This is a genomic window from Porticoccus hydrocarbonoclasticus MCTG13d (genome assembly GCF_000744735.1).
In the GTDB taxonomy this organism is placed as follows: domain Bacteria; phylum Pseudomonadota; class Gammaproteobacteria; order Pseudomonadales; family Porticoccaceae; genus Porticoccus; species Porticoccus hydrocarbonoclasticus.
Genome location: NZ_JQMM01000001.1, coordinates 369131 through 395837 on the forward strand (window position 1 = coordinate 369131; position 26707 = coordinate 395837).

Annotated in this window: 24 protein-coding genes; 18 read left to right on the forward strand and 6 right to left on the reverse strand. The window is 53.3% G+C overall.

Features of this window, described 5'->3' with window-relative positions:
• Positions 1-4: 4 nt before the first annotated feature.
• Positions 5-208: a hypothetical protein gene (locus U740_RS01760; protein WP_036858629.1), complete on the reverse strand. Its 204-nt coding sequence runs from the start codon at positions 206-208 to the stop codon at positions 5-7.
• Between the two features lie 173 nt (positions 209-381).
• On the opposite strand from U740_RS01760, the gene U740_RS01765 reads away from it, so the two are divergent.
• Together U740_RS01765 and U740_RS01770 are read left to right on the forward strand one after the other, a co-directional pair.
• The gene (locus tag U740_RS01765; RefSeq protein WP_051921123.1) at positions 382-1599 is read left to right on the forward strand and encodes an ExeA family protein; all 1218 of its coding nucleotides are present in this window, start codon (positions 382-384) and stop codon (positions 1597-1599) included.
• A 128-nt stretch (positions 1600-1727) separates the two neighbouring features.
• Positions 1728-3005 carry an aspartate aminotransferase type Ic gene (locus tag U740_RS01770; RefSeq protein WP_036858630.1) on the forward strand — a complete coding sequence of 426 codons (1278 nt, stop codon included), beginning with the start codon at positions 1728-1730 and terminating at the stop codon, positions 3003-3005.
• 64 nt (positions 3006-3069) lie between these two features.
• Here U740_RS01770 and U740_RS01775 read toward each other — a convergent pair whose 3' ends face one another.
• On the reverse strand, positions 3070-3411 hold the full coding sequence (locus tag U740_RS01775; RefSeq protein ID WP_036858631.1) for a DUF1820 family protein: 342 nt from the start codon (positions 3409-3411) through the stop codon (positions 3070-3072).
• Between the two features lie 150 nt (positions 3412-3561).
• Between U740_RS01775 and miaB the strand changes: the two genes are divergently transcribed.
• From miaB to holA, 8 genes are all read left to right on the forward strand, one after another.
• Complete coding sequence (gene miaB, locus U740_RS01780; RefSeq protein WP_036858632.1) at positions 3562-4926, forward strand: tRNA (N6-isopentenyl adenosine(37)-C2)-methylthiotransferase MiaB; 1365 nt, start codon at positions 3562-3564, stop codon at positions 4924-4926.
• A gap of 104 nt (positions 4927-5030) precedes the next feature.
• Positions 5031-6071, forward strand: a complete 1041-nt coding sequence (locus tag U740_RS01785; RefSeq protein WP_081890803.1) for a PhoH family protein — start codon at positions 5031-5033, stop codon at positions 6069-6071.
• Positions 6068-6556, forward strand: a complete 489-nt coding sequence (gene ybeY / locus U740_RS01790) for an rRNA maturation RNase YbeY (RefSeq protein WP_036858633.1) — start codon at positions 6068-6070, stop codon at positions 6554-6556. Before U740_RS01785 ends, ybeY begins: the two co-directional genes overlap by 4 nt.
• On the forward strand, positions 6549-7385 hold the full coding sequence (locus U740_RS01795; protein ID WP_051921124.1) for a CorC family transporter: 837 nt from the start codon (positions 6549-6551) through the stop codon (positions 7383-7385). Before ybeY ends, U740_RS01795 begins: the two co-directional genes overlap by 8 nt.
• Before the next feature lie 29 nt (positions 7386-7414).
• Positions 7415-8941, forward strand: a complete 1527-nt coding sequence (gene lnt / locus U740_RS01800) for an apolipoprotein N-acyltransferase (protein ID WP_051921125.1) — start codon at positions 7415-7417, stop codon at positions 8939-8941.
• A 100-nt stretch (positions 8942-9041) separates the two neighbouring features.
• Positions 9042-11576 (forward strand): leucine--tRNA ligase, encoded by a 2535-nt coding sequence (gene leuS, locus U740_RS01805; protein WP_036858634.1) that lies wholly within the window; start codon positions 9042-9044, stop codon positions 11574-11576.
• A 46-nt stretch (positions 11577-11622) separates the two neighbouring features.
• Positions 11623-12159 carry an LPS-assembly lipoprotein LptE gene (locus tag U740_RS01810; protein ID WP_036858635.1) on the forward strand — a complete coding sequence of 179 codons (537 nt, stop codon included), beginning with the start codon at positions 11623-11625 and terminating at the stop codon, positions 12157-12159.
• Complete coding sequence (gene holA, locus U740_RS01815; RefSeq protein WP_036858636.1) at positions 12143-13198, forward strand: DNA polymerase III subunit delta; 1056 nt, start codon at positions 12143-12145, stop codon at positions 13196-13198. The genes U740_RS01810 and holA overlap by 17 nt, the downstream gene beginning before the upstream one ends.
• On the opposite strand, the gene U740_RS01820 is transcribed toward holA, so the two are convergent.
• From U740_RS01820 to U740_RS01830, 3 genes are read right to left on the reverse strand one after another with little or no spacing between them, the layout of a single operon-like run.
• Positions 13154-13519, reverse strand: a complete 366-nt coding sequence (locus U740_RS01820; RefSeq protein ID WP_152556769.1) for a VanZ family protein — start codon at positions 13517-13519, stop codon at positions 13154-13156. The genes holA and U740_RS01820 overlap by 45 nt on opposite strands.
• A gap of 17 nt (positions 13520-13536) precedes the next feature.
• The gene (murU, locus tag U740_RS01825) at positions 13537-14262 is read right to left on the reverse strand and encodes an N-acetylmuramate alpha-1-phosphate uridylyltransferase MurU (protein WP_051921127.1); all 726 of its coding nucleotides are present in this window, start codon (positions 14260-14262) and stop codon (positions 13537-13539) included.
• A gap of 34 nt (positions 14263-14296) precedes the next feature.
• Positions 14297-15316: an aminoglycoside phosphotransferase family protein gene (locus U740_RS01830; protein WP_036861014.1), complete on the reverse strand. Its 1020-nt coding sequence runs from the start codon at positions 15314-15316 to the stop codon at positions 14297-14299.
• A 129-nt stretch (positions 15317-15445) separates the two neighbouring features.
• Here U740_RS01830 and U740_RS01835 point away from each other — a divergent pair, with 129 nt between their 5' ends.
• The 8 genes from U740_RS01835 (at position 15446) to U740_RS01870 (ending at position 25629) form a co-directional block, all read left to right on the forward strand.
• The gene (locus tag U740_RS01835) at positions 15446-18160 is read left to right on the forward strand and encodes an LPS-assembly protein LptD (RefSeq protein WP_160172034.1); all 2715 of its coding nucleotides are present in this window, start codon (positions 15446-15448) and stop codon (positions 18158-18160) included.
• Positions 18161-18177: 17 nt separating this feature from the next.
• The gene (locus U740_RS01840; RefSeq protein ID WP_152556771.1) at positions 18178-19473 is read left to right on the forward strand and encodes a peptidylprolyl isomerase; all 1296 of its coding nucleotides are present in this window, start codon (positions 18178-18180) and stop codon (positions 19471-19473) included.
• Positions 19473-20456 carry a 4-hydroxythreonine-4-phosphate dehydrogenase PdxA gene (gene pdxA / locus U740_RS01845; RefSeq protein ID WP_200877090.1) on the forward strand — a complete coding sequence of 328 codons (984 nt, stop codon included), beginning with the start codon at positions 19473-19475 and terminating at the stop codon, positions 20454-20456. Before U740_RS01840 ends, pdxA begins: the two co-directional genes overlap by 1 nt.
• A complete protein-coding gene (gene rsmA, locus U740_RS01850; RefSeq protein ID WP_036858639.1) occupies positions 20453-21256 on the forward strand; it encodes a 16S rRNA (adenine(1518)-N(6)/adenine(1519)-N(6))-dimethyltransferase RsmA in 804 nt (267 codons plus the stop codon). The genes pdxA and rsmA overlap by 4 nt, the downstream gene beginning before the upstream one ends.
• A complete protein-coding gene (apaG, locus tag U740_RS01855) occupies positions 21253-21621 on the forward strand; it encodes a Co2+/Mg2+ efflux protein ApaG (protein ID WP_036858640.1) in 369 nt (122 codons plus the stop codon). Before rsmA ends, apaG begins: the two co-directional genes overlap by 4 nt.
• Positions 21618-22421: a symmetrical bis(5'-nucleosyl)-tetraphosphatase gene (locus U740_RS01860; protein WP_036858641.1), complete on the forward strand. Its 804-nt coding sequence runs from the start codon at positions 21618-21620 to the stop codon at positions 22419-22421. Before apaG ends, U740_RS01860 begins: the two co-directional genes overlap by 4 nt.
• A 98-nt stretch (positions 22422-22519) precedes the next feature.
• Complete coding sequence (locus U740_RS01865; RefSeq protein WP_036858642.1) at positions 22520-23842, forward strand: short-chain fatty acid transporter; 1323 nt, start codon at positions 22520-22522, stop codon at positions 23840-23842.
• A gap of 338 nt (positions 23843-24180) precedes the next feature.
• Positions 24181-25629, forward strand: a complete 1449-nt coding sequence (locus U740_RS01870) for a two-component system sensor histidine kinase NtrB (RefSeq protein ID WP_036858644.1) — start codon at positions 24181-24183, stop codon at positions 25627-25629.
• A gap of 24 nt (positions 25630-25653) precedes the next feature.
• Here the strand turns inward: U740_RS01870 and galE are convergent, their stop codons facing one another.
• Positions 25654-26691, reverse strand: coding sequence for a UDP-glucose 4-epimerase GalE (gene galE / locus U740_RS01875; RefSeq protein ID WP_036858645.1), 1038 nt, complete (start codon positions 26689-26691; stop codon positions 25654-25656).
• Between the last annotated feature and the right edge of the window lie 16 nt (positions 26692-26707).

The following is a 26707-nucleotide window of genomic DNA, read 5'->3' on the forward strand; positions in this document are numbered from 1 at the left end:
GCAACTATCGCCGCTTGAGTGAATACACGATACACTCAAGTTTTAACAGACAACTAAAAACCATCGCTGCAACACCGATATTAAACAGGGTCAGTATTTCAAAACCCACAAAGTAGTAATCGCCCATCAGACGAATAACACCGGCGAGCAGGCAGATGACCACGCCGACAATACCCGCGACTGTGGCTATGTTCGATAAAATTCTCACTTAACGCTCCTCACTTTACGTTTAACGATAGACAGGTACCATTTACTTTCAATCCCGCCAATTTTGGTTATAGCGAATAAATCATAAGTGCAAAAGCATTAAGTTGCTGATTTTATATGCTCAATTTATACTCAGCGGATCAATAACTCACCAATACAATTCGGCCAATTCCCATGTACGAACAATTTTATGACCTCAAGGCCGAGCCCTTCCGACTAAGTCCGGATCATCGGTTCTGCTTTAACCACCGCAGTTACGCCAAAGCCAAGGCTTACATGCAGTATGCGTTTCAACGCGCCGAAGGCTTTGTGATGATTACAGGCAAGCCTGGCACGGGAAAAACAACCCTAGTCAGCGATCTTGTGGAAAGTCTTAGGGAAGATCAAGTGAATGTCGCCATGCTGGTCTGCACACAGCTGGGGGCAGACGACCTGTTGCGAATGGTTGCCGATGCATTTGGCCTGTCTTCCAACACAGACCATAAATCACTGCTTCTGCAACAGTTGACCCGGCTTTTTGTCAACGACTACAAAACCGGCAAGCGTGCCCTCCTGATCATTGACGAAGCTCAGGATCTCTCCACAGCCGCACTGGAAGAGCTTCGGTTGCTCACCAATTTGCAGATGAGCCGACAACCCCTGCTGCAGATCTTTCTTTTGGGCCAGGAAGAGCTCAGGGATATTGTTCAGCAGCCAAATATGGAACAAGTGCACCAGCGACTCGTGGCCGCCTGCCATTTGGCATCCCTGAACGAAGAGGAAACTAAGGGTTACATCAAACACAGGTTGAATCAGGTTGGCTGGAAAGGAGACCCCGCTATCAGTAATGCCATTTACCCCGTGATCCACAAAGTCAGCGAGGGTATTCCTCGACGCATCAATATGATTTGCAGTCGACTTTTTTTACATGCCTGCGTTGAAGAATTGCATAAAATCAGCATTAACGACGCCAAGATTGTATTGGGCGAAATAAACCAGGAACAGCTGACATCGAAGACCATGCTTCCCGATCTCGATTTTGCTGTTCAGGACACCTACGATACACCGCCCCAGCCGGCACCTGCGGCCGTTAGCGACATTAAAAAAAAAGTAGTTGATATCTCTGACTCCGCTCGCAGGACTCCACCGGCCCCCGCACCTCAAACGGGGCTGGCTATCCAGCCAAAACCCGAGGAAGTCCCGCCAAGCAAAGAGAACCTCTTTCAGGCAAGGGAATTAACCCAAACTGAGGTATACCGCGGGCCCGATTCAAGAAAAGGTGAAAGACGCTCTTTTACCGACCCCCGCCAGGAAGTCCGATACGAACCGGGGAAAAAAGACCGACGACAAAACCCCGGGCGCCGCAAGGAAGACAAAGAAGTACAAAAACGTCCCTGGCAGTTCTGGATCTAATGGCCTGAGCAGCCCATTATTCCATCCCACCGAGTGTTATGTTTTTCGTATAATCACTCGAGGTATGCGAATGTATCTATCCGCAGCACCCAAAACTTCAACCCCAACCCCCTTCAAGAGGAATCCCCGTGTACGTCGAACAAGCAGACCGTCAACAGTTGCAACGCTGGCAAGAAGAGCTTTCTGCCAACCACCGGAGCTTTGTCTCCAGCAAGCTTAATCTCGATCTGACCCGGGGCAAGCCCTCAGCAAACCAATTATCACTGGCCGATGCACTGGATGGCATCCTGCAGGGAAATTATGTTTCGGACGAGGGCGTGGATACCCGCAATTACGGCGGACTGGACGGTTTGCCGGCCATGCGCCAACTGGCGGCAGAAATCCTCGGCGTAAAATCTGACGAAATCATAGTGGGGGGCAATAGCAGCCTGACCCTGATGTATTTCAGTGTCCTGTTTGCCTGGCAGTTTGGTTTGAACGGCCCGGACTCGGCCTGGCGACATGAAGAAACCGTCAAGTTTCTCTGCCCCGTACCCGGTTATGACCGTCACTTTGCCATCTGCGAGGAATTTGGCATTGAAATGGTCAACGTGCCAATGAATGAGGACGGCCCGGATATGGACGTAGTTGAGGCCCTGCTCCGCAATGACAGCAGCATCAAGGGAATCTGGTGTGTACCCAAATACTCAAATCCCACCGGCTGCATTTACAGCGCTGCGACCATCGAACGGCTGGCCGGACTGGGGACTATCGCGGCCACGAACTTCCGAGTTTTCTATGACAACGCCTACGCAGTTCACGACCTTGTGGACAAGCCTGCCGAACTGGCCAATATACGGAAATTCTGTGAAAAACATGGCACCGGAGATAGCGTACTGCAGTTCGGATCGACCTCCAAGGTGACTTTCGCCGGTGCAGGAGTGGCATTTATGGCGGGTAGCAAAACGAATTTAGGTGCCATAAAAAAGCATCTGGGGATTGCCACTATCGGGCCGGATAAGGTCAACCAGCTTCGGCATCTGAAGATGATTGGTACTATGACGGAACTGCGCAGCCACATGGCCCGACATGCCGAGCTCCTGCGACCGCGCTTTGCCTGCGTGCTGAAACACCTTGAAGAAAACTTCCGCGATTCTGACCTGGGAGACTGGAGCTCACCCGATGGCGGTTACTTTATTTCTTTCGATACCCGCCCCGGGCTGGCCAACGCCGTTATCCAGCTGGCTGCAGACGCGGGGGTCAAACTCACCCCGGCGGGCGCCACCTTCCCCTACGGCAAAGACCCGGACGATAAAAATATCCGACTGGCACCGTCATTCCCCACCGTTGAGGATATCGATCACGCCATGGCCGTATTCTGTAATGCCGTGAAACTGGCCTCTGTGAACCAACAACTCGCGGCCTGAACGCCTGACATCAGAAAGGGCAGCGCAAGCTGCCCTTTTTATTCAGCAAACAGGTACCTGTTAACTAGCGATCGCCTTTTGGTTTGGGTGCAATACCCGGATAGGGGAAAGGGGTGACATTACCGGCGCCGCCCTTCGCCTCGATAATTTTACAGGAACCTTCTTTTTCCACTTCATCAATGCGAACAACTGAATGCAGCGGAATAAAACTCCGCTTGACAGAGGAAAACTCGTTCTTCAGTTTTTCTTCGGAAGGGTCGACAATCATCTGGGAGCGCTCACCAAACACAAACTCCTCGACTTCCAGAAACCCCCACAAATCACTTTGGTAGACTTGCCGGGCATAGATTTCGTACACCTGACCCTGATTGAAAAATACAATTTTGTAAATGGGGGTTGATGCCATACAGGTTGCCTGTTCACCGGTTTATCAAGGGCGCGAAAGAATACCACAATCTGCACAAATTTCACCCGATCAGACCACACCCTGTGGGATTAACCACTGACGACCGTTATACTGTGCGGCCGCGCCAAGTGTATCCATAACCAGTAATTTATGTCCGAGCCAAAAATCAAAAAATTGCACATTGTCACCCATGGCTGCCAGATGAATGAATACGATTCATCACGCATGCGTGATCTGCTGGGCGACAGCCACCAGATGGTGGCAACAGACAACCCGGAAGAAGCCGACGTACTGTTACTGAACACCTGCTCAATCCGGGAAAAAGCCCAGGAAAAGGTTTTTCACCAGCTCGGCCGCTGGAAACACCTCAAAGCCCGCAACCCGGAACTGGTCATCGGGGTTGGCGGCTGTGTCGCCAGCCAGGAGGGTGACGCCATTGCCAGACGTGCACCTTTTGTGGATCTGGTGTTTGGCCCGCAGACATTGCATCGGTTGCCGGAAATGCTGGCCGAAAGAAAGCAGCGAGACGGCACCACCATCGTCGATATCAGCTTCCCGGAGATTGAGAAATTTGACCGGCTGCCTCAGCCGGACGCCGATGGCGTCACTGCCTTCGTTTCGATTATGGAAGGCTGCTCCAAATACTGCACCTTCTGTGTTGTGCCGTATACAAGAGGTGAGGAAGTCAGCCGCCCGGCTGCAGATGTACTCGCGGAAGTGGCTCATCTCGCTGGCCAGGGCGTGCGGGAAGTCAATTTGCTGGGACAGAATGTCAATGCCTACCGCGGCAGCATGCCTGACGGAAACCTCTGCGACCTGGCGGAGCTGATTGGCTATGTGGCAGGAATTGAAGGCATTGACCGTATTCGCTATACCACCTCCCACCCGGTGGAGTTTTCAGACAGTCTCATTGCGGCCTATGCTGAAGTGCCCGAGCTGGTCAGCCACCTTCACCTACCGGTGCAAAGTGGCTCGGACCGAATTCTGGCGGCAATGAAACGTGGCCACACCGTACTCGAATACAAATCAAAAATTCGCAAGCTGCGCCGGATCAGACCGGATATCAGCATTTCATCGGACTTCATCATTGGTTTTCCCGGTGAGACCGAGAAGGATTTCGAGGATACCCTCAAGCTGATTCAGGATATCGGCTTTGATCACAGCTTCAGCTTTGTGTACAGCGCCCGACCGGGAACACCGGCAGCCGATCTCCCCGATAGCACGCCCGAAAGCATCAAGAAGCAACGACTGCAAATCCTGCAAAGCAGGATCAGCCAGCATGCCACAAGCATTAGTGAGCAAATGGTCGGTACCGAACAGACCATCCTGATCACCGGCATTTCAAAGAAAGATCCCGGCCAGTTGCAGGGCCGCACCGAAAACAACCGGGTCGTCAATTTCCCAGCCACCGACCATCAACTGATAGGTGCGTTTGCCAGGGTGAGCATTATCGAGGCTTTGCCCAATTCACTGCGCGGACGCCTGATCGTTGCAACGGATAACACTGCAGCATAAATGACGGCGCTAGCAAATACCTATAAACCTCACTCAAAACTGTTTTCAGACCCTAATAAAGGTTATATGCTTGCCTTACATGCGTAGCCGCAGAGGGCGGCCTATTGGAAAATTTGAATATTCAGACTGCAACACAGACCATCACGCTGGAACCCAGCGACACCCGTCGCCTAGCAACACTCTGCGGGCAATTCGACGAAAACCTCAGACACATCGAACAGCGGCTGAAAATCGAGATTCGCAACCGAGGCAATACCTTCGCTCTGATTGGCGACCATGCCGCAGCTGACGTGGCTGGGCAACTTCTCCATCACCTCTATCAGGAAACCGGTCGCAGCCGTGAGCTGACACCCGACCATATTCATCTTGCCATTCAACAATCCACCGCCGGAATGCCTATGGAACACTATGCGACCACGACTACAGCTGACAGCAATATCGCCGAGAGAGAGAACGCTATAACGCAGACGGTCATCCGCACCAAAAAAGGCAATATCAAACCCAGAGGAGTCAGCCAGCAACGCTATGTGCGGGCCGTGCAAACCCACGATATCAATTTTGGGGTAGGACCTGCCGGTACCGGCAAAACCTATCTGGCGGTAGCCTGCGCGGTGGAGGCTCTACTGAGAGACGAAGTGGAACGAATTCTACTGGTGCGCCCTGCTGTTGAAGCCGGTGAAAAGCTCGGCTTTTTGCCCGGAGACCTGAGCCAGAAGGTGGACCCCTATCTGCGCCCACTCTACGATGCGCTGTATGAAATGCTCGGCGTTGAAACGGTAGCAAAACTCATTGACCGGAGTGTTATTGAAGTAGCACCGCTGGCCTACATGCGTGGCCGCACCCTGAACAACTCTTTCATTATTCTCGATGAGAGCCAGAACACCACCAGGGAACAAATGAAGATGTTCCTCACCAGAATCGGTTTCAGCTCCACCGCGGTAATTACCGGGGATACCTCCCAGATCGACCTGCCCCGACCCAGTCACTCCGGACTGCTACACGTCTGCAAGGTGCTCAAGGACGTCGAGGATATCAGCTTTACGTTTTTCGGCTCGAAGGATGTGGTTCGCCACCCCCTGGTACAGCAGATTGTCGATGCCTATGATGCCTTCGAGCAGGACGAGGCCAAAGACTCCCCCCAATGAAGCTTCAGCTCGATATCGACAATACCTATGGTAAAGCGGGCTGGATACCGGACAGAAAACAGATACGCTGCTGGGCTACCGCAGCACTGTCCAGCGCCCGACAGACGGCCGAACTGAGCGTGAGAATTGTCGGTGAAGCAGAGTGTGCCGAGCTGAACCAACGCTATCGTCACAAACCAGGTCCCACCAATGTGTTGTCTTTCCCGGCCGATTTGCCACCGGATTTAGAACTTCCGCTGCTCGGGGATCTGGTCATTTGTGCACCGGTGGTCGAGCGCGAAGCCGCCGAGCAGGACAAACCCATTGAGGCACATTGGGCGCACATGCTGGTTCACGGCTGCCTGCATTTGATCGGCTACGACCATATTGAAGATAATGATGCGGATATAATGGAAGCCCTTGAAACCCGTATACTGACAAAGCTGGGTTTTTCACCACCCTACCAACAGGATGATGCTCCGGAGCAGCAGATATTTCATGACTGATGACGACTTGAACGGCACACAGGAGAAATCCTGGTTAGGCAAACTGGCCACGGCCTTTTCCTCGGAGCCACAATCACGAGAGGAGCTGGCGAACACCCTCCGCTCCGCCTACGATAACGGCATTATTGATCACGATGCGCTGGAAATTATTGAGGGGGCACTGCATGTTTCCGACCAGCAGGTGCGGGAAATCATGATCCCCCGCACTCAAATGGTCGTGATTCAGCAAAATACCAGCCTTGAAGACCTTCTCGAGCTGGTTATCGAATCCAGCCACTCCCGCTTCCCAGTGATCGGTGACAATGCTGACGATATTGTCGGCATACTGTTGGCCAAGGAGCTATTACCACTGCTACTGAGCGGTCGTGAAAATTTCGAAATTGCCAATGTGATCAGACCCGCCACGATCATCCCCGAGAGCAAACGGCTGAATGTGCTGTTGCGGGAGTTCCGCGAACAGCGCTATCACATGGCTATCGTCATTGACGAATATGGCGGCATTGCCGGGTTGATCACCATTGAAGATATTCTCGAGGAAATTGTCGGCGACATCGAAGATGAGACCGATGAGGATGAAGACACCATGATTCGCCCCCAGCAGGACAACAGCTATCTGGTGGATGCTCTGACACCCATCGAGGATTTCAATGAATTCTTCGATGTCGGGATCAGTGATGAGGAATTCGACACCATAGGCGGCATTATTGTTCAGGCCTTTGGCCGCATGCCCAAGGTCGATGAAACCATCGAAGTGGACAACTTTGATTTTCGTGTTGCGGAGGGCGACAACCGGCAGGTCAAATTGCTCGAGTTGCGAATTAAAGCCTAGTCCAGCCGTCTACCCGGGACCACAATCCAATGATGGGATCAATCGCTTCTCACCCCAAACTCAGGGGACATCTGCTCGGGGTACTGTTGGGCGCTGTGCTGCCGCTGTCGCTGGCGCCCTGGAGCTGGTGGCCAATCGGTCTGATAGCTGTTGCCGGCCTGGTTGTTCTGCTCAAGGGGTTGCGCTCGGTTGACTGCTTCTGGCGCACCTTCTGGTTTGGACTCGGCATGTTTGGCGTTGGGGTATCCTGGGTCTTCATCAGTATCCACGACCACGGTAACGCCTCCGTACCGCTCGCCCTGTTTCTGACATCCCTGTTTGTGATTCTGCTGGCCGTACTTTTTGCCCTGCCATTTTTGCTATACGGCACAGGGTTAAACCGTACGGCGGGCACCATGGTCCTCGCCTTCCCCAGTATCTGGGTTCTGGGAGAATGGACTCGCAGCTGGTTATTTAGCGGCTTCCCATGGATGTATCTCGGCTATAGCCACATTGACACCTGGCTGGCGGGGTGGGCACCCATCACCGGTGTACTGGGGATCAGCTGGATTTGCGCATTATCCGGCACTGTGATCGGCATCGCTGCCATCACCAGAGCATCCTATGTGCTCGGTAATGCCGCATTGCTGGCGGCAGTGGGCTGGGTGAGCGGCTGGTATCTGCAGTCTGCTGAATGGACTGCTACTGCAGGCGACCCATTGCACATTGGCATCATGCAGCCCGCGCTTCCCGTCGCCGCGAAGTGGGACAGCACACAGCTTGCCGCTATTCTTGAGCAAAACCGCCTGATGACCCGTGAACTACTGGGCAACGACCTGGTGATCTGGCCAGAATCCGCGGTGCCGACTCTGGAAGAGCGGGTAAAACCCTTTCTTGCCGCAATGGCAAAAAGAGCGCTGGATACCAATACCGCCCTGCTCACGGGAATTCCCACACGCAATACAACAACGCGGCAATACCACAATTCCGTGATGGCTCTCGGCACAGCAAGCGGCATTTACCACAAGCAACACCTGGTACCCTTTGGGGAATATGTACCCTTTGAGCGCTGGCTTGGCGGGACAATGGCCTTTTTGAACCTGCCCATGTCGGTCTTCAGCCCCGGGCCCGCCTTACAACAACCCATTCGTGCCAACGATGTCCGTATTGGCACAGCCATTTGCTACGAAATTGTTTTTCCTGACCTGGTGGCAACTACTGCCAACCGTTCAAACCTGCTTCTGACCGTCAGCAACGATAGCTGGTTCGGCCGATCCATCGGTCCAAAACAGCACTTTCAGATGGCCAGAATGCGGGCGGCAGAAAACCGCAAACCGCTGATTCGCGCCACCAATGATGGCATTACGGCTCTGATCAACCACCATGGCAAGGTCGTCGCCACGACACCTCCTTTCATTCGCAGCACCCTCACAGGCCAGCTGACGCCCTATCGGGGCCAGACGCCCTTCGGCCGATGGGGCTCGAATCCGGTCTTGCTGTGCTCACTGATCATGCTGCTAGCCGCTTTCTGGAAATCCCGGGCCAACTGGCGCAAACCTCAACGGCAGGAGCAATGAACCGCCAATAGTCACATCACGGGCTGTGTCTGCCCACCCCTTTAGCCTATAATTGGCGGCTTTTCTGGCCTAACGCCCAACTTCACAATACAGAGTGTCGATGAAAGACCAATATCACCCCAGTGAAATAGAAACTGTCGTCCAGCAATACTGGCAGGAAACCGCCGCCTTTGAAGTCAGCGAAATTCCCGGCAGGGAAAAGTACTACTGTCTGGCGATGTTCCCCTATCCAAGTGGCAAGCTGCACATGGGCCACGTGCGCAACTATACGATCGGGGATGTGATTGCCCGCTACCAGCGGATGCTCGGCAAGAATGTATTGCAACCCATGGGCTGGGATGCGTTTGGCCTGCCGGCTGAAAATGCAGCGATCAAACACCATACGGCCCCGGCGAAATGGACCTACGAAAATATCGAGTACATGAAAGCCCAACTGAAACGATTGGGCTTCGGTTATGACTGGTCGCGTGAACTGGCCACCTGCAAACCGGATTATTACCGCTGGGAACAATGGTTCTTCACCAGACTCCACGAAAAGGGATTGGTATACAGGAAAACAGCGGGGGTTAACTGGTGCCCCAACGACCAGACCGTACTGGCCAACGAACAGGTTATAGACGGTGGCTGCTGGCGCTGCGATACGCCGGTCGAACGCAAGGAAATACCCCAGTGGTTTATCAGGATTACCGACTACGCTGAAGAGCTCCTGGCCGATCTCGACAAACTGGATGGCTGGCCGGAACAGGTGCGCACCATGCAACGCAACTGGATCGGCAAAAGCCGCGGAGTACAGTTCCGCTTCCAGCTGGAACAGGGCGTGAGTGGCATCGACCACTTTGAGGTGTACACCACCCGCCCCGACACGCTAATGGGCATCACCTACGCCAGTATAGCGGCAGAACACCCTATCGCTCTGGCGCTGGCCAAAACGAACCCTGAGCTGGCTACCTTTATCCAACACTGCAAGACTCAGTCCATGGCGGAATCCGACATGGCCACCATGGAAAAAAAGGGCATGGCCACCGGCCTCAATGCCATCCATCCGATCAGTGGCGAAACAGTTCCGATATGGGTGGCCAACTACGTGCTGATGGACTATGGCACTGGCGCAATAATGGCGGTGCCCGCCCACGACGAGCGCGACTTCGAGTTTGCCAATAAACACGGACTCCCCATCAAACAGGTATTTGAGCGCACCCCCTCTTCCGACAAAGACGGCAGAAAAGACACCGAAAACGCACCTGCAAAAGAAGACTACAATTATTTTGATCCCGACGTATGGAAAGACTGGTACTCGTCAAAGTTGGCGGATGAGGTCGTATCCATCAACTCCGGTGAGTTCGATGGCTTGAGCCCTGAAAAGGCTTTCGACGCGATCGCCGCCAAATTGACCGAACTGGGCTGCGGCGAAATAAAGACCAATTACCGTTTGCGCGACTGGGGCGTTTCCCGTCAACGCTACTGGGGCGCCCCCATTCCCATACTGAACCTCCCGGAAGGTGGAGAAATTGCCGTTCCCGCCGATCGCCTGCCTGTGCTGTTGCCAGAGGATGTGGTGATGGACGGAGTGCACTCGCCGATCAAAGCGGATCCGGAGTGGTGCAAAGTCGAGCTCAACGGCCAGATGGTCGAGCGGGAAACAGACACCTTTGATACCTTTATGGAATCGAGCTGGTACTACGCCCGCTATACCTCCCCGAACTTCACCGATGGAATGCTCGACAGCAAAGCCGCCAACTACTGGCTGCCCGTTGACCAATATATCGGGGGTATCGAACACGCGATTCTGCACTTGCTGTACGCAAGATTTTTCCACAAGTTGATGCGCGACGAGGGCCTGCTGAATTCCGATGAACCCTTCACCCGGCTGCTGTGCCAGGGCATGGTACTTAAAGACGGCACCAAAATGTCCAAGTCCAAGGGCAACACAGTGGACCCGCAACAACTGATTGATCGTTACGGTGCAGATACTGTCCGGCTGTTCACCATGTTTGCCGCGCCACCGGAACAGTCACTGGAGTGGAATGACAGCGGGGTTGAGGGGGCCCATCGGTTTTTGCGAAAACTCTGGAAAATGGTTCATGCCCACCTGGAGGCAGGCACACCCGGCGAACTGGATAGCGAGTCACTTGATCAGACGCAGCGGGATCTCCGCCGTAAAACCCACGAAACAATCGTTAAGGTCAGTGATGACTTCGGCCGCCGCCAGACCTTCAATACTGCTATTGCCGCCGTGATGGAGCTGCTCAATGAGCTGGCCAGGTCTGCCGATCGCAGCTCAGTTAATGGCCTTGCTGTAGAGCGGGAGGCATTGACCATTACCGTACAGGTACTGGCACCGATTGTACCCCACATCTGCCACGCACTCTGGCAGGCGCTGGGTCACACTGACAGCCTGCTGGACACACCGTGGCCGGTTCCCGACCAGGTTGCACTGACAAAAAGCACTCTTCAAATGGTGGTTCAAGTCAACGGCAAGCTTCGTGCACAGATTGATGTGGCCGTCGACGCAGACCGGCAGAGCATCGAGGACAGTGCGCTGGCCCATGAAAATGTTCTTCGCTTTACGGCAGGCCAAACCATCCGTAAAGTAATCGTGGTGCCCGGCAAACTGGTCAATATCGTTGCCAACTGACGACCCGCAATTGCACGCTGAAAAAGTGACAACCTAAGGAATAACCATGAAACGATTTTTTTGTCTGGTCATAACCGGTTTGCTGGTGACCACCCTCACCGCTGGCTGTGGGTGGCATTTGCGGGGCACGGGATCGGTTGACAATGTATCCAGTGTACATATCAGCAGTCAGGGCCGGTTTAATGACTTTTATGAGGCCCTTTCGAGATCACTGCAGGCCAACGATATTACCGTGGTGAAAAATGCCACTGACGCACAATACAACATTGTGATTCTCGACCAGAAATACTCCCGCAAGACCGCCACCGTCAGCGTCACCGTGCGGGTCTCTGAATACCAGCTCACCGAAGAAGTGACGATCATGATATTGGCGTCCAACGGACAGCCGCTATTGCAGCGCACCACCCTCAGCACAGAAAGATTCTTTGATTTCGATGAAAATGATGTTCAGTCGAAAGAAGACGAAGCCAACCTGCTGCGGCGTGAAATGCGAAGTGACCTGATCCGCCAGATCATCAGCCGTCTCAATGCTGTTGCCAACCGCTCGACGACCGTACCGGGTCCCAATGCGGCTGAAGGCTGAACAACTCGGTACTCACCTCTCCCAGAGCATCCTGGCCCCTCTTTATCTGGTCAGCGGAGATGAGACACTGCTGGTCCAGGAGGCAGCGGATGCTATCCGGGCTGCTGCCTTCCTGCAGGGCTACACTGAACGCGAAATCCTCCATGTCGAAAGCAGTTTCGACTGGAATACTGTACTGACTGAAGCCAACAGCTTGTCATTGTTCGCTGAAAAGAAAATTATTGAGATTCGGATTGCCAACGGCAAACCGGGGGACAAGGGTTCAAAGGTGCTTCAGGAATGCGCCGGCAAACCCACTGACGACACTCTGTTACTGATCATCACGCCGAAACTGGAAGCTGCCACCGTGCGCAGCAAATGGGTTAAAGCCATTGAGGCCCACGGCGCTCTGATACAGACGTGGCCCGTATCCCCCGACCAGCTTCCCGGCTGGATCGGAAAACGCCTTCAGCAGGCTGGCATCAGGGCAGATCGCCAGGCAGTTGAGATCCTCGCCGATCGGGTAGAGGGCAACCTGCTGGCGGCGGTTCAGGAAATTGAAAAGCTCAAGTTGCTGTTACCCGACGGCGAAGTAGATGGTCAAACCATGTCAACAGTGGTTGCCGACAGTGCACGTTTCAATGTCTTCACACTCGCGGACAAGGTCCTGGAGGGCGATCCCCAGGCTGCCTGTCGCATCCTCAGAGGCCTTCGCGATGAAGGTGCCGAGCCCGCCATTATTCTCTGGGCACTGACCCGGGAGTTGCGCACGCTGATCAGAGCTGGCGAAGCCCTGGAAAAAGGGGATCACCTAGATTGGGTATTAAAAGACCTGGGGATATGGGAAAAACGTAAACCGTTATTCAAGCAAACGCTGAGGAGGCTGAAACTGACCCGGCTAAAACAGATGCTTCGATTAGCCGCAGGCATCGACCGAGCCATCAAGGGAATACGCATTGCAGATCCCTGGGATGACCTGACAACACTGCTGTTGATGTTCTGCGGCACCCCCACCTTACAGTCGGGAAACCTGAAGCTTGCGCTGAGCTTTCCGGATTGACAGAACAACCAGATGCCCCACCATCAGGCCCAGCAAATCGGCCAACAAGTCCATTCCTTCCATGTAGCGATAACCAGTGAGCCCCTGCAGCACCTCCATCAGAATCCCGTAACCTATCAGCCCCGGGTAAATCAGCCAGAGAGAAGCACCCGCTGGCAGACTCTGCCTTGACAACAGAAACAGGACGGCAAAAGTGATGCCATGCAGCAGTTTATCCTGCCCGGAAAACACCATCTGGTCGCCGGTGGGCAATAGAGCCAGCAGCAACACCGCGATCAAACCAAATAGCAATGTAGCTCGCCAGAATGTCAAATTCTTCATGGCTCTGACACTGGCCACTAGCGCAATTTAAGTTGCGACTTTTTTCCCGGGCTGACCTCCCGGCCTGAAACCAACAGATTCAGTGCCTGCAATCTTTCAAGAGTCCCCACATCCCACCAGGTACCACAAAAAACCTCCCCCGTTACATAACCGCCGCGGATGCCTGCGGCGAGAACATCTCTCAGTGGAAAGCGTTCACTGGCGGAAGAAAACATGGCAAACGTCTCCGGCCTCATGACACTGATACCACTGAAGGTAAAGGTTTGATCCCCCGCCAGGGGATAACCAACACGATGATCCGCATTCAGGGAAAAATCGCCGCCGGCGTGATGCAGAGGGTTGGACACCAGTACCAAGTGCGCATCCATATCCTCGGACCAGCTTTGCTCGACCAGCGACTGAAGGGGATAATCGGTCCACACGTCGCCATTAATCACAATGAAAGGCTGATTACCGAGAAGCGGCAGAGCCCGGCGAATACCGCCGCCGGTTTCCAGGGGTTCCGTCTCGCGGGACCAAGCAATACTCACACCAAAACGCGAGCCATCGCCGAGAAAAGACTCTATTTGCTCACCCAGCCAGGAGGTGTTGATCACTATTTCGCGCACACCCGCCTCAACCAATCGTTCCACATGGTATTGAATCAGGGGCTTATTACCGATATGCAGCAAAGGCTTGGGTGTTTCATCCGTGAGGGGACGAAGCCTTTCACCATACCCCGCCGCGAGAATCATTGCTTTCATATGATCTATCCTTACTTGCCATCAACGGCACGGCCTATTTCTTCTGATACCAAGGCTGTATTTGCACCAGAGGCATCACACGTCTTTCAAACCAGGACTTGAAGTCATGCAATTCAGGATACGGCGTCAATTGCTCAAGGGTGTAATGGAGAACAAGTGGCAGATCCGTCAGATAGCCCGGCTTTCCATCACGCAACCAGAGCCTGGCAAAAATACCCAGCACTTTGATGTGCCGCTGTAACCCCATCAGGTCAAACCAGCGCAGAAACTGGCTGTCCGGCACCGTATCAGCGACACCTGTCGCTACAACCCGCCGGTAATAGTTGAGCGCCCGCCGCGAAACATACTCAGCGGGCCACCGAATATAACAGTCCCTGAGCAGTGAAACCAAATCATATGTCAGCGGGCCTCTGACGGCGTCCTGAAAATCGATGACCCCGATATCACCATCAGCGAGCAACATCAGGTTACGGGAGTGGAAATCCCGGTGGACGATCACTTCCGGTTGGGAGAGCGCACTCGTCACTAATTGCTCAAAAGTCTGTTCAATGAGTCGACTGTCTTCAGTCGTGATATCCAGCCCAAGCAGCTGCTTTAAAAACCACTCAGGAAAGAGTCTCATCTCATCCCGCAAACGCTGACGGTCGTAAACTGCCAAACCACTATCAGCGAGCGGAACTCCCTGCAACACCAAAAGCGTATCTTCTGCTTTCTGGTAGAACCGATCCGCTGTTTCAGAGGACAGGAGCGGCAACAGTAACTGGTCCCCGAAATCCTCAAGCAACAGAAATCCCTGCGAGTAATCGACAGCATAAATTCGGGGTGTACGGACACCACCGTACTTGAGCAACGCTGCAATACGAACAAAAGCTTCGTTATTTTCGTGTTCTGGCGGCGCGGAAACAGCGAGCAGTGATGGCGCACAATTCACCCGAAAATAGCGCCGAAAGCCAGCATCACCACTCAGCGGGAAAAGCTGTGGCGCAGCCGATGTCAGAAATTGTCGGGGCAGGGAGCGCTCTACCCACTGCTGAAGATTTTGGTGATCAGACATGTTTGAGGAAAGCATATGGAAAAAAGGTTAGCCATTCTAGACCAAACCCTCGCATGATGCCCCAGAATCGGTAAAATGTACCGTCGCATTAAAGACACCGCCTGCCCAGAGAGAACACGGACAATCAGAATGCCCATAAAAACGAGTCATATCCGTACCAGGCTGTATCATGCCTTGCGCTCACAGTATTCCCGGACATCGGGATTATTGCTCTTTGGCTTGCTTGTTTCGGTACCAGTAGCTGCTGAGAACCAGGATTCCTACAGCCAATGGGAATGTCGAGCAGCAGCCGATGGCAGTTGGGCATGCGGCGAAAGGCAGATGTCCGGCAGGGCTTTCCCCAGACCCAAACACCCTGAACCGGTAATCCCACCGGAAGACAGTGGTCCCGATGTCAGGGTGGCCAACAACCTGGATTGGGTTGAAGAGAAAGCGCTTACCGATGAAGAGCGCGAAAAGATGGCTACAGGTTGCTGCGGGGCCTATATAGAACCAAAAAGAGACTATGAAGACGCCGAGATGGATCCGGCCGACGCTCCCATGCGGGTTGCCTCAGCATCCACAGAAGTGGAGCAGGAAAACATTGCCCGCCTGCGTGGCGACGTACAACTGACTCAGGGATACCGTCAGGTTCGAAGCGATAGCGCCACAGCCGACCAGAATACACGCATCGTGAACCTTGAAGGCAATGTACAGTTCCGCGAACCGGGGCTACTGGTTACAGGCGACAGCGCTCAGATCAACATGGATTCCAAGGACATGCAGATTGAACAGGCCGGCTATCTGTTCCACGAATCCGGAGTGCGCGGTACGGCGACGCAGGCCAAGCGAGTCGATGATGTTTTCTACATCGATAATGCCACTTACACCACCTGCGAACCGGGCAGCAAAGCCTGGCGCCTGGTCAGCAGTAAACTAAACATCAATCCTGAAACCGGAATCGCCAATGCCAGGCATGTGCGACTTGAAGTCCAGGATATACCGATACTCTATGCTCCCTGGATACGGTTCCCGATTGATGATCGGCGAGCCTCTGGTCTGTTGTTCCCCAGTTTTGACATCGGCGATGAAAACGGCATCGATTATGCGCAACCCATCTACCTGAATCTGGCACCCAACTACGACGCCACCATTACACCGCGCTACATTCAGGAACGCGGCCCCATGGCTGAGGTCGAACTCCGACATATGTCAAAACTGACCAACACCATCCTGAGCGGTGCTTTTTTGTCGGATGATGACGGTGGCGACGACCGCGATGACGACCCGACCGAAGTCTTCAACACAAGGGACTTCCAGGGCGAGGATCGCTGGCTGGTCAACCTGAATCACCTGGGGGGTATTGGCAAACGCTGGGAAACCCGCGTCGATTACACCAAAGTCAGCGACAGTGAATACTTCCGGGATCTGGATAACGCCACGCTGGAGGTCAACAGCCAGACCTATCTCCGCCAGCTGGTTTCGGCCAGTTACCGCACGGATCACTGGCTGTTTGGTATCAAGGGGCAGGAATTCCAGACCATCACCGATGATCCCAACCGGATTGACCAGTACCAGATGCTGCCCCGCCTGGAGGCCCGGGGCAATTATCGCCTTGGCGACTTTGTCTTTAACCTGCAGAACCAGTTCACCGCTTTCGACCACGATGACGATAACGACATCCTTCCCGGCTATCTCCAGGGTGAAACCTTTTTTGAAGATGAAAAAGGCACCTTCGTGACCGGCGACCGGCTGCGCCTCGATTACGGCTTAACCTGGGATAAACAGTGGGCATGGGGGTACTTCCGGCCCTCGGTCACCCTCAAGCACCTGTCCTATAATCTGGACAATCCGGTGCTGGGACAGACGGATGACAGCCCTTCGGTCACCGTACCGGTCGGTGTTATCGATACCGGTCTGTTTATGGAGCGCGACACCACCATGCTGACGGGGTTTACCCAGACGTTTGAGCCGCGCCTGTACATGGTCCATACCAAGTATGAAGATCAAAGTGATTTGCCGGACTTCGACACATCTCAGATGACATTTACCTATAACCAGTTGTTTCGGGAAGATCGTTTTATCGGCGGTGACCGCATCGGCGATACCGAGCAAGTTTCTCTGGGGCTAACCAGCCGTCTGGTTGAGCAATCCACCGGGATTGAGTGGTTGCGAGCCAGCATCGGCCAGATTTTCTACCTGAGTGACCGCTACGTCTCCCTGAACCCCAACCTGAGCAAATCGTTCCTGAAAGGCCTGGATGACCCCGATGATTTGAATCGCCTACAACGAGATATCGCCGCCGACCTGTTGCGTGATGACTCCGCGTACGCGGCGGAATTTGCCCTGCGGCTCAGCGAACACCTCCGCTTCCAGGCTGATGTGCTCTACGATGAAGACGACAGTGAACTCGACCGGGGTAACGCCAGCCTTCGTTATAACGATCGCAACAACAAGATATTCAATTTGAGCTATCGGTATAATCGCAGGGTGCCCCGCCTTTCCGACATAGGAAATCAATTCATTGAGATTGATAGCGATATTGAGCAGGCAGACTTCTCCACCTTTCTGCCGATTTCCCGAAGCTGGAGCCTGATCGGACGGTACAATTACGATCTGACCAATAGCCGGGACCTGGAAACCCTGTTCGGGTTCCAGTATGAGAGCTGCTGCTGGAAAATGAGCATTATCAGTCGTCGCTGGCTCGACCGAAATGACTATATTCTGCTACCGGATGAAGATCTCGAACACGACAATGGTGTGTTCTTCCAGATCCAGTTCAAAGGGCTCGCCGGCAGTGGCAGCAAAGTGGAATCCATCCTGCAGGATGGCATCTACGGGTATGAACCGCAAAGCAATTACTAATGCAGATGAGCCGGATTATGAGTACATGCAGTAAAACGAATATTTTCTTCAGCCTGCTCCTGCTGGGGCTTGCCTGGGCATTGCCGGCAAGTTCAGAAGAAATACCACTCGATCATATCGTCGCCGTGGTTGACGATGACGTGGTCATGGCCAGCGAGCTGGAGAAACGGGTAGCTGATATCTATGCACGACTAGAAAACAGTGAAACCGAAATTCCTGCAGAATCGGTGCTGGTCCCACAGGTTCTTGAGCGCCTTATCCTGGAACGCCTGCAGCTCAACCGGGCACAACGCATGGGGATACGCATCAGCGACGAAGAAGTGACCCAAGCCATGGAGAGGATGGCGGAGAGCCGGGAACAGACGGTTGCTCAAATGGTCGAAGACGCCCGTCAGAGCGGAATCGACCTGACGTCTTTGAGACAACAGCTGCGCAATGAAATTACCATAAACCGGGTTCAGGAAAGAGCCGTTAATCGCCGTATTTACATCAGCGAACAGGAAGTGGATAACTTCCTGGCCTCCGAAGAGGGCCAACAGTGGTCATCGCCGGATGTTAACCTCGGTCATATTCTGCTGCCCCTATCCTCAGGCGCATCCCGCGAGAATGTTGCCGAGGTAGAACAGAAGGTTAGGGAGCTCTACGAACAACTGCAAAATGGTGCAGACTTCAAAAGCCTGGCAATCGCCCATTCCGGCGCTCAGGATGCACTTCAGGGAGGCGATCTGGGCTGGCGAAAAACAACCCAGTTACCCAGTATTTTTGTCAGTGCCGTGGACAAACTGTCCCCGGGCGAGGTCAGCATGCCGATTCGCAGTGATGCCGGTTATCACTTACTCAAACTTTATGATCGTCGGGGTGGCGGCGAACAGATTGTGCAGCAACACAAAGTCCGCCACATCCTGCTCAAACCCAACGAAATTCGCAGTGAAGACGATACCAGAACCATGCTGGAAGGAATGCGCGCCGATATCCTCGGTGGTGCCGACTTTGCCGAACTAGCCAGAAAACACTCCGAGGATATTGGTACTGCTCTGGGCGGCGGTGATCTCGGCTGGTCCCTGCCGGGACAGTTTGTACCGGAATTTGAACAAATCATGGGCAGTATTGACACAATGGCGATCAGTGAACCTTTCCGCACCCAGTTCGGCTGGCATATTCTGCAGGTAACCGAACGTCGTCGTCAGGATTTCAGTGACGAGATACAACGGCGTCAGGCTGAAAACATCATCCGGAGACGCAAGTTCGACGAAGAACAGCAAATCTGGCTGCGGGAAATACGCGACGAGGCATTTGTAGACATTAAACTGTGATTCGACTTGCCATTACACCAGGCGAGCCAGCCGGTATTGGTCCCGACCTGATTATCAAACTGGCACAGCGTCCAAATGCTGCAGAACTGGTGGTGTACGCTGATCCTGAATTGCTCCTGGCCCGAGCCAGGGAATTAAATCTTCCCCTGCGGCTACGCCAGCTCTCCACAGAGATCCCTCCCTCTCCATTAGCGGCTGGCGAACTCACTATCAGGCCGATTCAACTGGGTATGCCCGCCAGACCCGGCATACTCGACTCGCACAATGCCACGTATGTATTGGAGACCTTATCCACTGCACTTGCAGACTGCCAATCAAATGTTTGTCGGGCACTGGTAACCGGTCCTGTGCACAAGGGCATCATCAATGATGCAGGCATTCCGTTCACGGGGCACACCGAATTTCTCGCAGAGAAAACCCATACACCAAAGGTGGTCATGATGTTGGCGACCGAAGGACTTCGGGTTGCACTGGCCACGACACACCTGCCACTTAGCCAGGTGCCAGCTCAGATTACGCGAGAGGGTTTGACCGAGACAATTGATATTCTGCATGCGGATTTACAGCAGAAATTTGGTTTGCAGGCGCCAAGGATATTGGTGTGTGGACTCAATCCCCACGCAGGTGAGAACGGTCATCTGGGCATGGAGGAAATTCAGGTGATAGAACCCGTACTGGCGCGGCTACGCGGTCTGGGGATGCACATTGAGGGCCCCCTGCCAGCAGACACGCTGTTCACGCCAAAGTATCTGAAGCGATGTGATGCGGTATTGGCCATGTATCATGACCAGGGGTTGCCAGTACTCAAATACATGGGGTTTGGTAAAGCCGTCAATATTACGCTAGGCCTACCCATTATCCGTACGTCAGTTGACCATGGCACGGCACTGGATCTGGCAGGAACGGGGCTTGCCAACACAGGCAGCCTGATCGCAGCCATCACCACAGCCACCTGTATGGCAAGGGCAAATGTCTATCCATGAACCGGGATGATTCGCACCAACACAAGGCCCGCAAACGATTTGGCCAGAACTTTCTGGTCGACCACCATGTGATCAACAAAATTATCGCGGCCATTGCACCAAAACCAGAACAGAACATCATCGAAATTGGACCCGGCCATGGGGCCATCACCGAGCCCATACTGGCCAAATGCCCTTCCCTGAAAGCGGTGGAACTGGACCGCGATCTTATCCCGCTACTCACAGAAAAACTCGCCGGCTACCCGGATTTTCAAATTCATCAGGGTGACGCACTGAAAATCGATTTCAGCCAGTTCTATCAAGCTGGTCGGGCAATGCGCATTATTGGCAATCTGCCGTACAACATCTCAACACCACTAATTTTTCATCTACTGGGTTTCAGCCCGCAGATCGAAGATATGCACTTCATGCTGCAAAAAGAAGTGGTGGACCGATTGGCTGCCTCACCCGGTGACAAAAACTATGGCAGGCTGAGTGTGATGGTGCAGTATTACAGTAGCGTACAGCCATTATTTAGCGTTCCGTCGACAGCATTCAGACCAGTACCCAAAGTAGAGTCCGCTATTGTTCGACTGCTACCGTACAGCCAGCCACCCCATCCCGCAAACGACCTGGAATTACTGACCAGACTGGTGAGTGCCAGTTTCCAGCAACGGCGGAAAACCATGCGCAACACACTGAAATATATGCTTGATGCCACCCAGCTTGAACAACTTGATATTGATATATCACTTCGCCCTCAAAATCTCAGTGTGGTGGACTTTGTCCACCTCAGCAACCAGATAGGAGCCCTGCAATGAACCGGATCGTCGTTGAGGTCACACCAGAGTATCTCCCCGGCCAATCCGAGCCGGACAATAATAAATTTACGTTCGCCTACCATATCGCGATACGCAACCTGGGCGACACACCAGCCCAACTGATCAGCCGCCACTGGGTCATCACGGATGGCAATGCCAAGGTTAAAGAAGTTCAGGGCCCCGGGGTAGTCGGCGAAAAACCGCTGATTGCCCCTGGCCAGTCTTTCCGATACAGCAGCGGGGTCGTCCTGGATACCGAGGTGGGCACAATGGAGGGCAGCTATCAAATGGTCAGTGACCACGGAGAAACGTTTGATGCCCAAATACCTGCCTTTCTGCTCTCCGTACCAGGAAGAGTGCATTGACCACCTATGCAGTAGGTGATTTGCAAGGCTGCCTGAAGCCTCTGCAACAGTTGTTGGAGAAAGTCCACTTTGAGCCCGGCAAGGATTGCCTATGGTCGGTGGGAGACATCGTTAACCGTGGCCCGGACTCCCTCGAAGCCTTGCGCTTCTGCCACCAGCTTGGAAATTCTTTGCAAATGGTGCTGGGCAATCACGACCTGCATTTACTGGCCATCGCTCATGGCGTGCGCGCTCCCAACCGCAATGATACCCTGGAAGCTATCCTGAAAGCACCGGACCGGGATCAATTGCTCAACTGGTTGCAATTACAACCACTGATGGTCTCACAGGGCGACTGGTTGATGGTCCATGCAGGAATCCCGCCTCAGTGGACGCGCGATGACGCCCTGACACGGGCAAGAGAAATCAGTAACGTTATGCGAGAGCCAGAACAGGCAAACGCGTTCTTTCAAGGCATGTATGGCGACCAACCCGACCAGTGGAACGACCAGCTTACCGGGCCGGAACGCTGGCGTCTGATTACCAACTATTTCACGCGAATGCGTTTTTGTTCGGCCACGGGGAAGCTGGAGCTTCGCAGTAAGTGCACACCGGATGAGCCACCGGCGGGCTATGCTCCCTGGTATAGTCACCCGCATCGGAAAACCCGTCAGTGGAAAATCATTTTTGGCCACTGGGCCGCATTACAGGGACAACCCTGTGGCAGCAACCTGTTTCCTCTGGATACCGGCTTTGTCTGGGGAGGCTCCATGCGATTGATGAACCTCGACACCGGCACCTGCTTTCACCAACATTTATAACCGCCTTGCGGATCCCGTTTCGAATCAACCATGAAGCCGATAGAATAACGCCTTAATTTTGCAACCAACCCATAATTGATAATTACAAGGTGACGCAAATGATTCGCTCTCTGTCCAACCTGTTTACCCGTATTATGCAGCGCTGGATGCCTGACGCCTTTATCTTTGCCATCCTACTGACCTTCATTGTGCTGCTGGCGGGTATCCTTGGGGAAACACAACGCCCGTCTGATATGGTTCGCTTTTGGGGGGATGGTGTATGGAACCTGCTGATATTTTCCATGCAGGTCACTGTGACACTGGTGACCGGCAGTGTACTGGCACAAACAGCACCGGTAAAAAAGCTGTTGCGATCGATGGCATGTCTCGCCAAGACACCGGGCCAAGCCATCATCCTTATGACCATAATCGCATTGGTTTGTGGCTGGATCAGCTGGGGGTTCGGGCTGATCACCAGCGCTCTAATGGCTCGAGAAATTGCACGCCATGTCAAGGGGGTTCACTACCCACTTCTGGTGGCTTCAGCTTACTCGGGAATGGTTATCTGGCACGCGGGATTATCTGGCTCCATTCCACTGAAGATTGCCGTAGCCGACGGTGACATCATCAGCAACTTGATGGGCGATATCACGATCCCACTGACAGAGACAATTTTCAGCTGGGAAGTTTTGCTCATCTGTTTTGTGATGCTAGTGACATTACCCGTTATTTTTCGATTGATGATGCCACCACCCGACGCCGTCCGGGAAGTCACCCCACAACAAATGGGTATCACCGAAGAGGTTCCCATCAGAATCGATACGCCGGCAGACCGGATTGAACACAGCCGACTGCCAACCCTGATGCTCGGCCTATTGGGTTGCGCCTACCTGTTTGAGTTTTTCAGTGACGGCGGCCGTATCGGGCTGAATACCGTCAATTTCGTGTTTCTGGTGACGGGGCTACTCCTGCACCGCTCCGCCCGTAACTACCTCTCTGCTGTCAACGAGGCGGTAAAAGGTCTGTCCGGCATTGTCCTGCAGTTCCCTCTCTACGCCGGAATCATGGGCATGATGGCACAATCCGGGCTGGCTGCATCCGTATCCGAGTGGTTCATCAGCATTTCCAATGAACACACGTTTAACCTGTTTACATTCCTCAGTGCCGGGATAGTAAATTTCTTTATCCCTTCTGGGGGCGGACAGTGGGCAATCCAGGCACCAATCGTTATTCCCGCCGCACAATCACTGGGGATACCACTGAATCAGGCCGCTATGGCTGTCGCCATGGGGGATGCCTGGACCAATATGATTCAGCCATTCTGGGCACTTCCCTTACTGGGCATAGCCAGGTTGGGCATTAAGGATATTATGGGTTACTGCACGGTGGCGCTACTCTGGTCAGGTCTCGTCTACGGTGTCGCACTATTGCTGCTATTCTGACTGGCTTGACAGGAAGTTCCCCGCCGGTCAAATAGATATCAATGTCAGACGTACCCGTGTATTTCCATTCAGGGCCAGTTAGCAGACAATAAGTAAATCAAAAACAGGGGACTTGGGCTGTTGTTTACCGGATTGGTTCGACGCCCCTGTCACCGATGCCAGTATCAAGCCGTTGAAAGACCGGTAGAATTGGATACTTTTCCCGGAGATAACGGTGACAGACAAGGAATAAGACCAGCGCTTTGATGATTTCACAACCCGCTGTTCGTTCACTGGTATCATATAACCCGGTTTCCACTCAGCGCACATTAATCTCTGCAAGAGCACTATCGAACATTATGAAGATTTACGCGACCGCGCTTTTTCTTATACTGGCAAGCTGTCCCGCCACAGCCAGCATAATCCCCTATTTCAGACTGGAAGATGGTCACACCAACTGGCAGTACGTTGCCAATTGGTCCAGTGGTATTTTTATCATTCTTCTTTCCATCACCGTCGTTACACTTTTTTTCAGTCGCCGGCAGGCCCACCGCGCGAACAAGGCGCTGGAAGTCATCCGCCAGGAACTTGAACAACGCGTCAAGGAGCGCACTGCGACGCTGGATGAGTCAAACCGTTTACTGCAAAAGGCCAATGTTTTGTTACAGGGTGAAATTGTCCAGCACCGGGAAACTACCAGCCGGCTTCGCTCATCTGAAGCCTACATAAAAGATGTGTTGAGCTCGATGCCGCTGATGTTAATCGGTTTAACCGAAACGGGCAGCATCACACAATGGAACCGCCGCGCAGAAGAAATCACCGGTATCCCGGCAGCACAGGCGCTGTCGAAAAACCTGTGGCAAACCTACCCGACGATCACCTTGTCGAGGGAACAGGTAAAGAAGGCGTTAAGCGATAAAAAACCAGTGACTATCAAACACAGCCAGCGGGGCCAATACCATTTTGATATAACCATTTACCCATTGCGCAATCAGGCGGAAACCGATGCGGTCATCCTGATTGACGATGTCACACAACACATTCTTACATCCAACATGCTGATTCAGCGCGACAAGATGTCTTCCATGGGCGAGCTGGCAGCGACCATGGCCCACGATATTAATGCCCCGTTGCAGATTATTCTGAATGACCTTCAGACCGCATACCGACTATTACAAACAAATAGGGCGGGCTCGCCGTGGGCAGACGACGTAACCAGCGTACTGGAAGAGGCAGATCATCAGGGACAGCAGGCGCTGGCCGTTATCAACAATTTGCTGGACTTCTCGAAGAGTCGCGGTGGCGAGAAACGACTGGCAAACATCACTAGGCTTATCGAACACACGATCGAACTGGCTAATGATGTGCTTTCGGTACCGTCCGGGTTGCGCTTCCGGGAAATAAAAATAGAACGACACTACAGCCGAAATCTCCCGGATATTCCCTGCTACGCATCAGAATTACAGCAGGTATTTCTCAGCTTGTTCCGGCATGCCTGTCACGCACTCGGCCAGGCGAACAGGTCGGGACACACACCAATTATTCGCATTCAGGTCATTGTTTGTTATGACATGCTCTGGATCAAGGTCCAACACAATGGCCTTGGCATCAGCTATGATGAACAACAGTATATATTTGAACCCTTCTTCACCAATAAAGCAGGCAAGTCATCCGCAGAAGACTATGACGCGGGCAAGCGCCTCTCGTTCTCACACTTCATCATTACAGAACAACACAAAGGACAGCTCGCAGTTACCTCTGACATGAATGTGGGCACCACCTTCCATATCCAGCTGCCCCTGGCATAGGATAGATATAACCCTCTGCCTGTATCAGCTGCGATAGCCCTGGGGATTACCCAGCTGCCAGCGCCAGCTGTCTTCCATCATCTCAGATAGTCCACGAGATGCTGTCCATCCGAGCTCATTCTCGGCCTTGGATGTGTCCGCCCAACAGGCCGCAATATCCCCCGCCCTGCGCGGAGCCATTTTGAAGGACACAGTCTTTCCACTGGCAGATTCAAATGCCCTTATCATCTCCAGCACTGAATAGCCTTTACCGGTACCGAGGTTCCAGGTGTGACACCCCGAAGTGCTTTTACCCTGGGCAAGGTAGTCCAATGCACGGACATGACCTTCGGCCAGATCCATCACGTGAAGATAGTCCCGGATGCCTGTTCCATCAATAGTCGGGTAGTCCGAACCGAATACAGATAAGGCAGGCAATCGACCGATTGCCACCTGGGAAATGTAAGGTAATAAATTATTTGGAATACCATTGGGATCTTCACCGATCAAGCCACTGGGGTGGGCACCCACCGGATTGAAGTAGCGCATCAGAGCAATTTGCCAAGCTCCGGACCCTGTAAGCTGTTCAGCACTCACTAAATCGCGCAGAATTTCCTCCACCATCAGCTTGGAGCGGCCGTAGGGGTTTGTGGCGGTGAGCGGGAAGTCCTCTTTGATGGGCACGGTAGGCGGATCGCCATAAACGGTAGCTGAGGAACTGAAAATTAACAGGGCAACCTGATGTTTCTGCATTGCTTCACACAGACTTAGTGTGCCGGCAACATTGTTACGATAATAGAGGAGTGGCTTTTCACAGGACTCACCGACCGCTTTATAGCCCGCAAAATGCATCACTGCATCGATATCGTGACTGTTAAAGAGGCTGTCCAGAACCCGGTGGTGATTGACATCACCTTCCACCACAGGAAAGTCCTCTCCGGTAATTTGTTTGACCCGATCCAGTGACGTCATACAACTGTTTGCAAAGTTATCCAGCACAACAATGTCGTGGCCTGCTTCAAGCAGCGCGACACAGGCATGACTGCCAATATAACCTGCACCTCCGGTGACCAGTACTTTCATTGCGATACCCTGTATC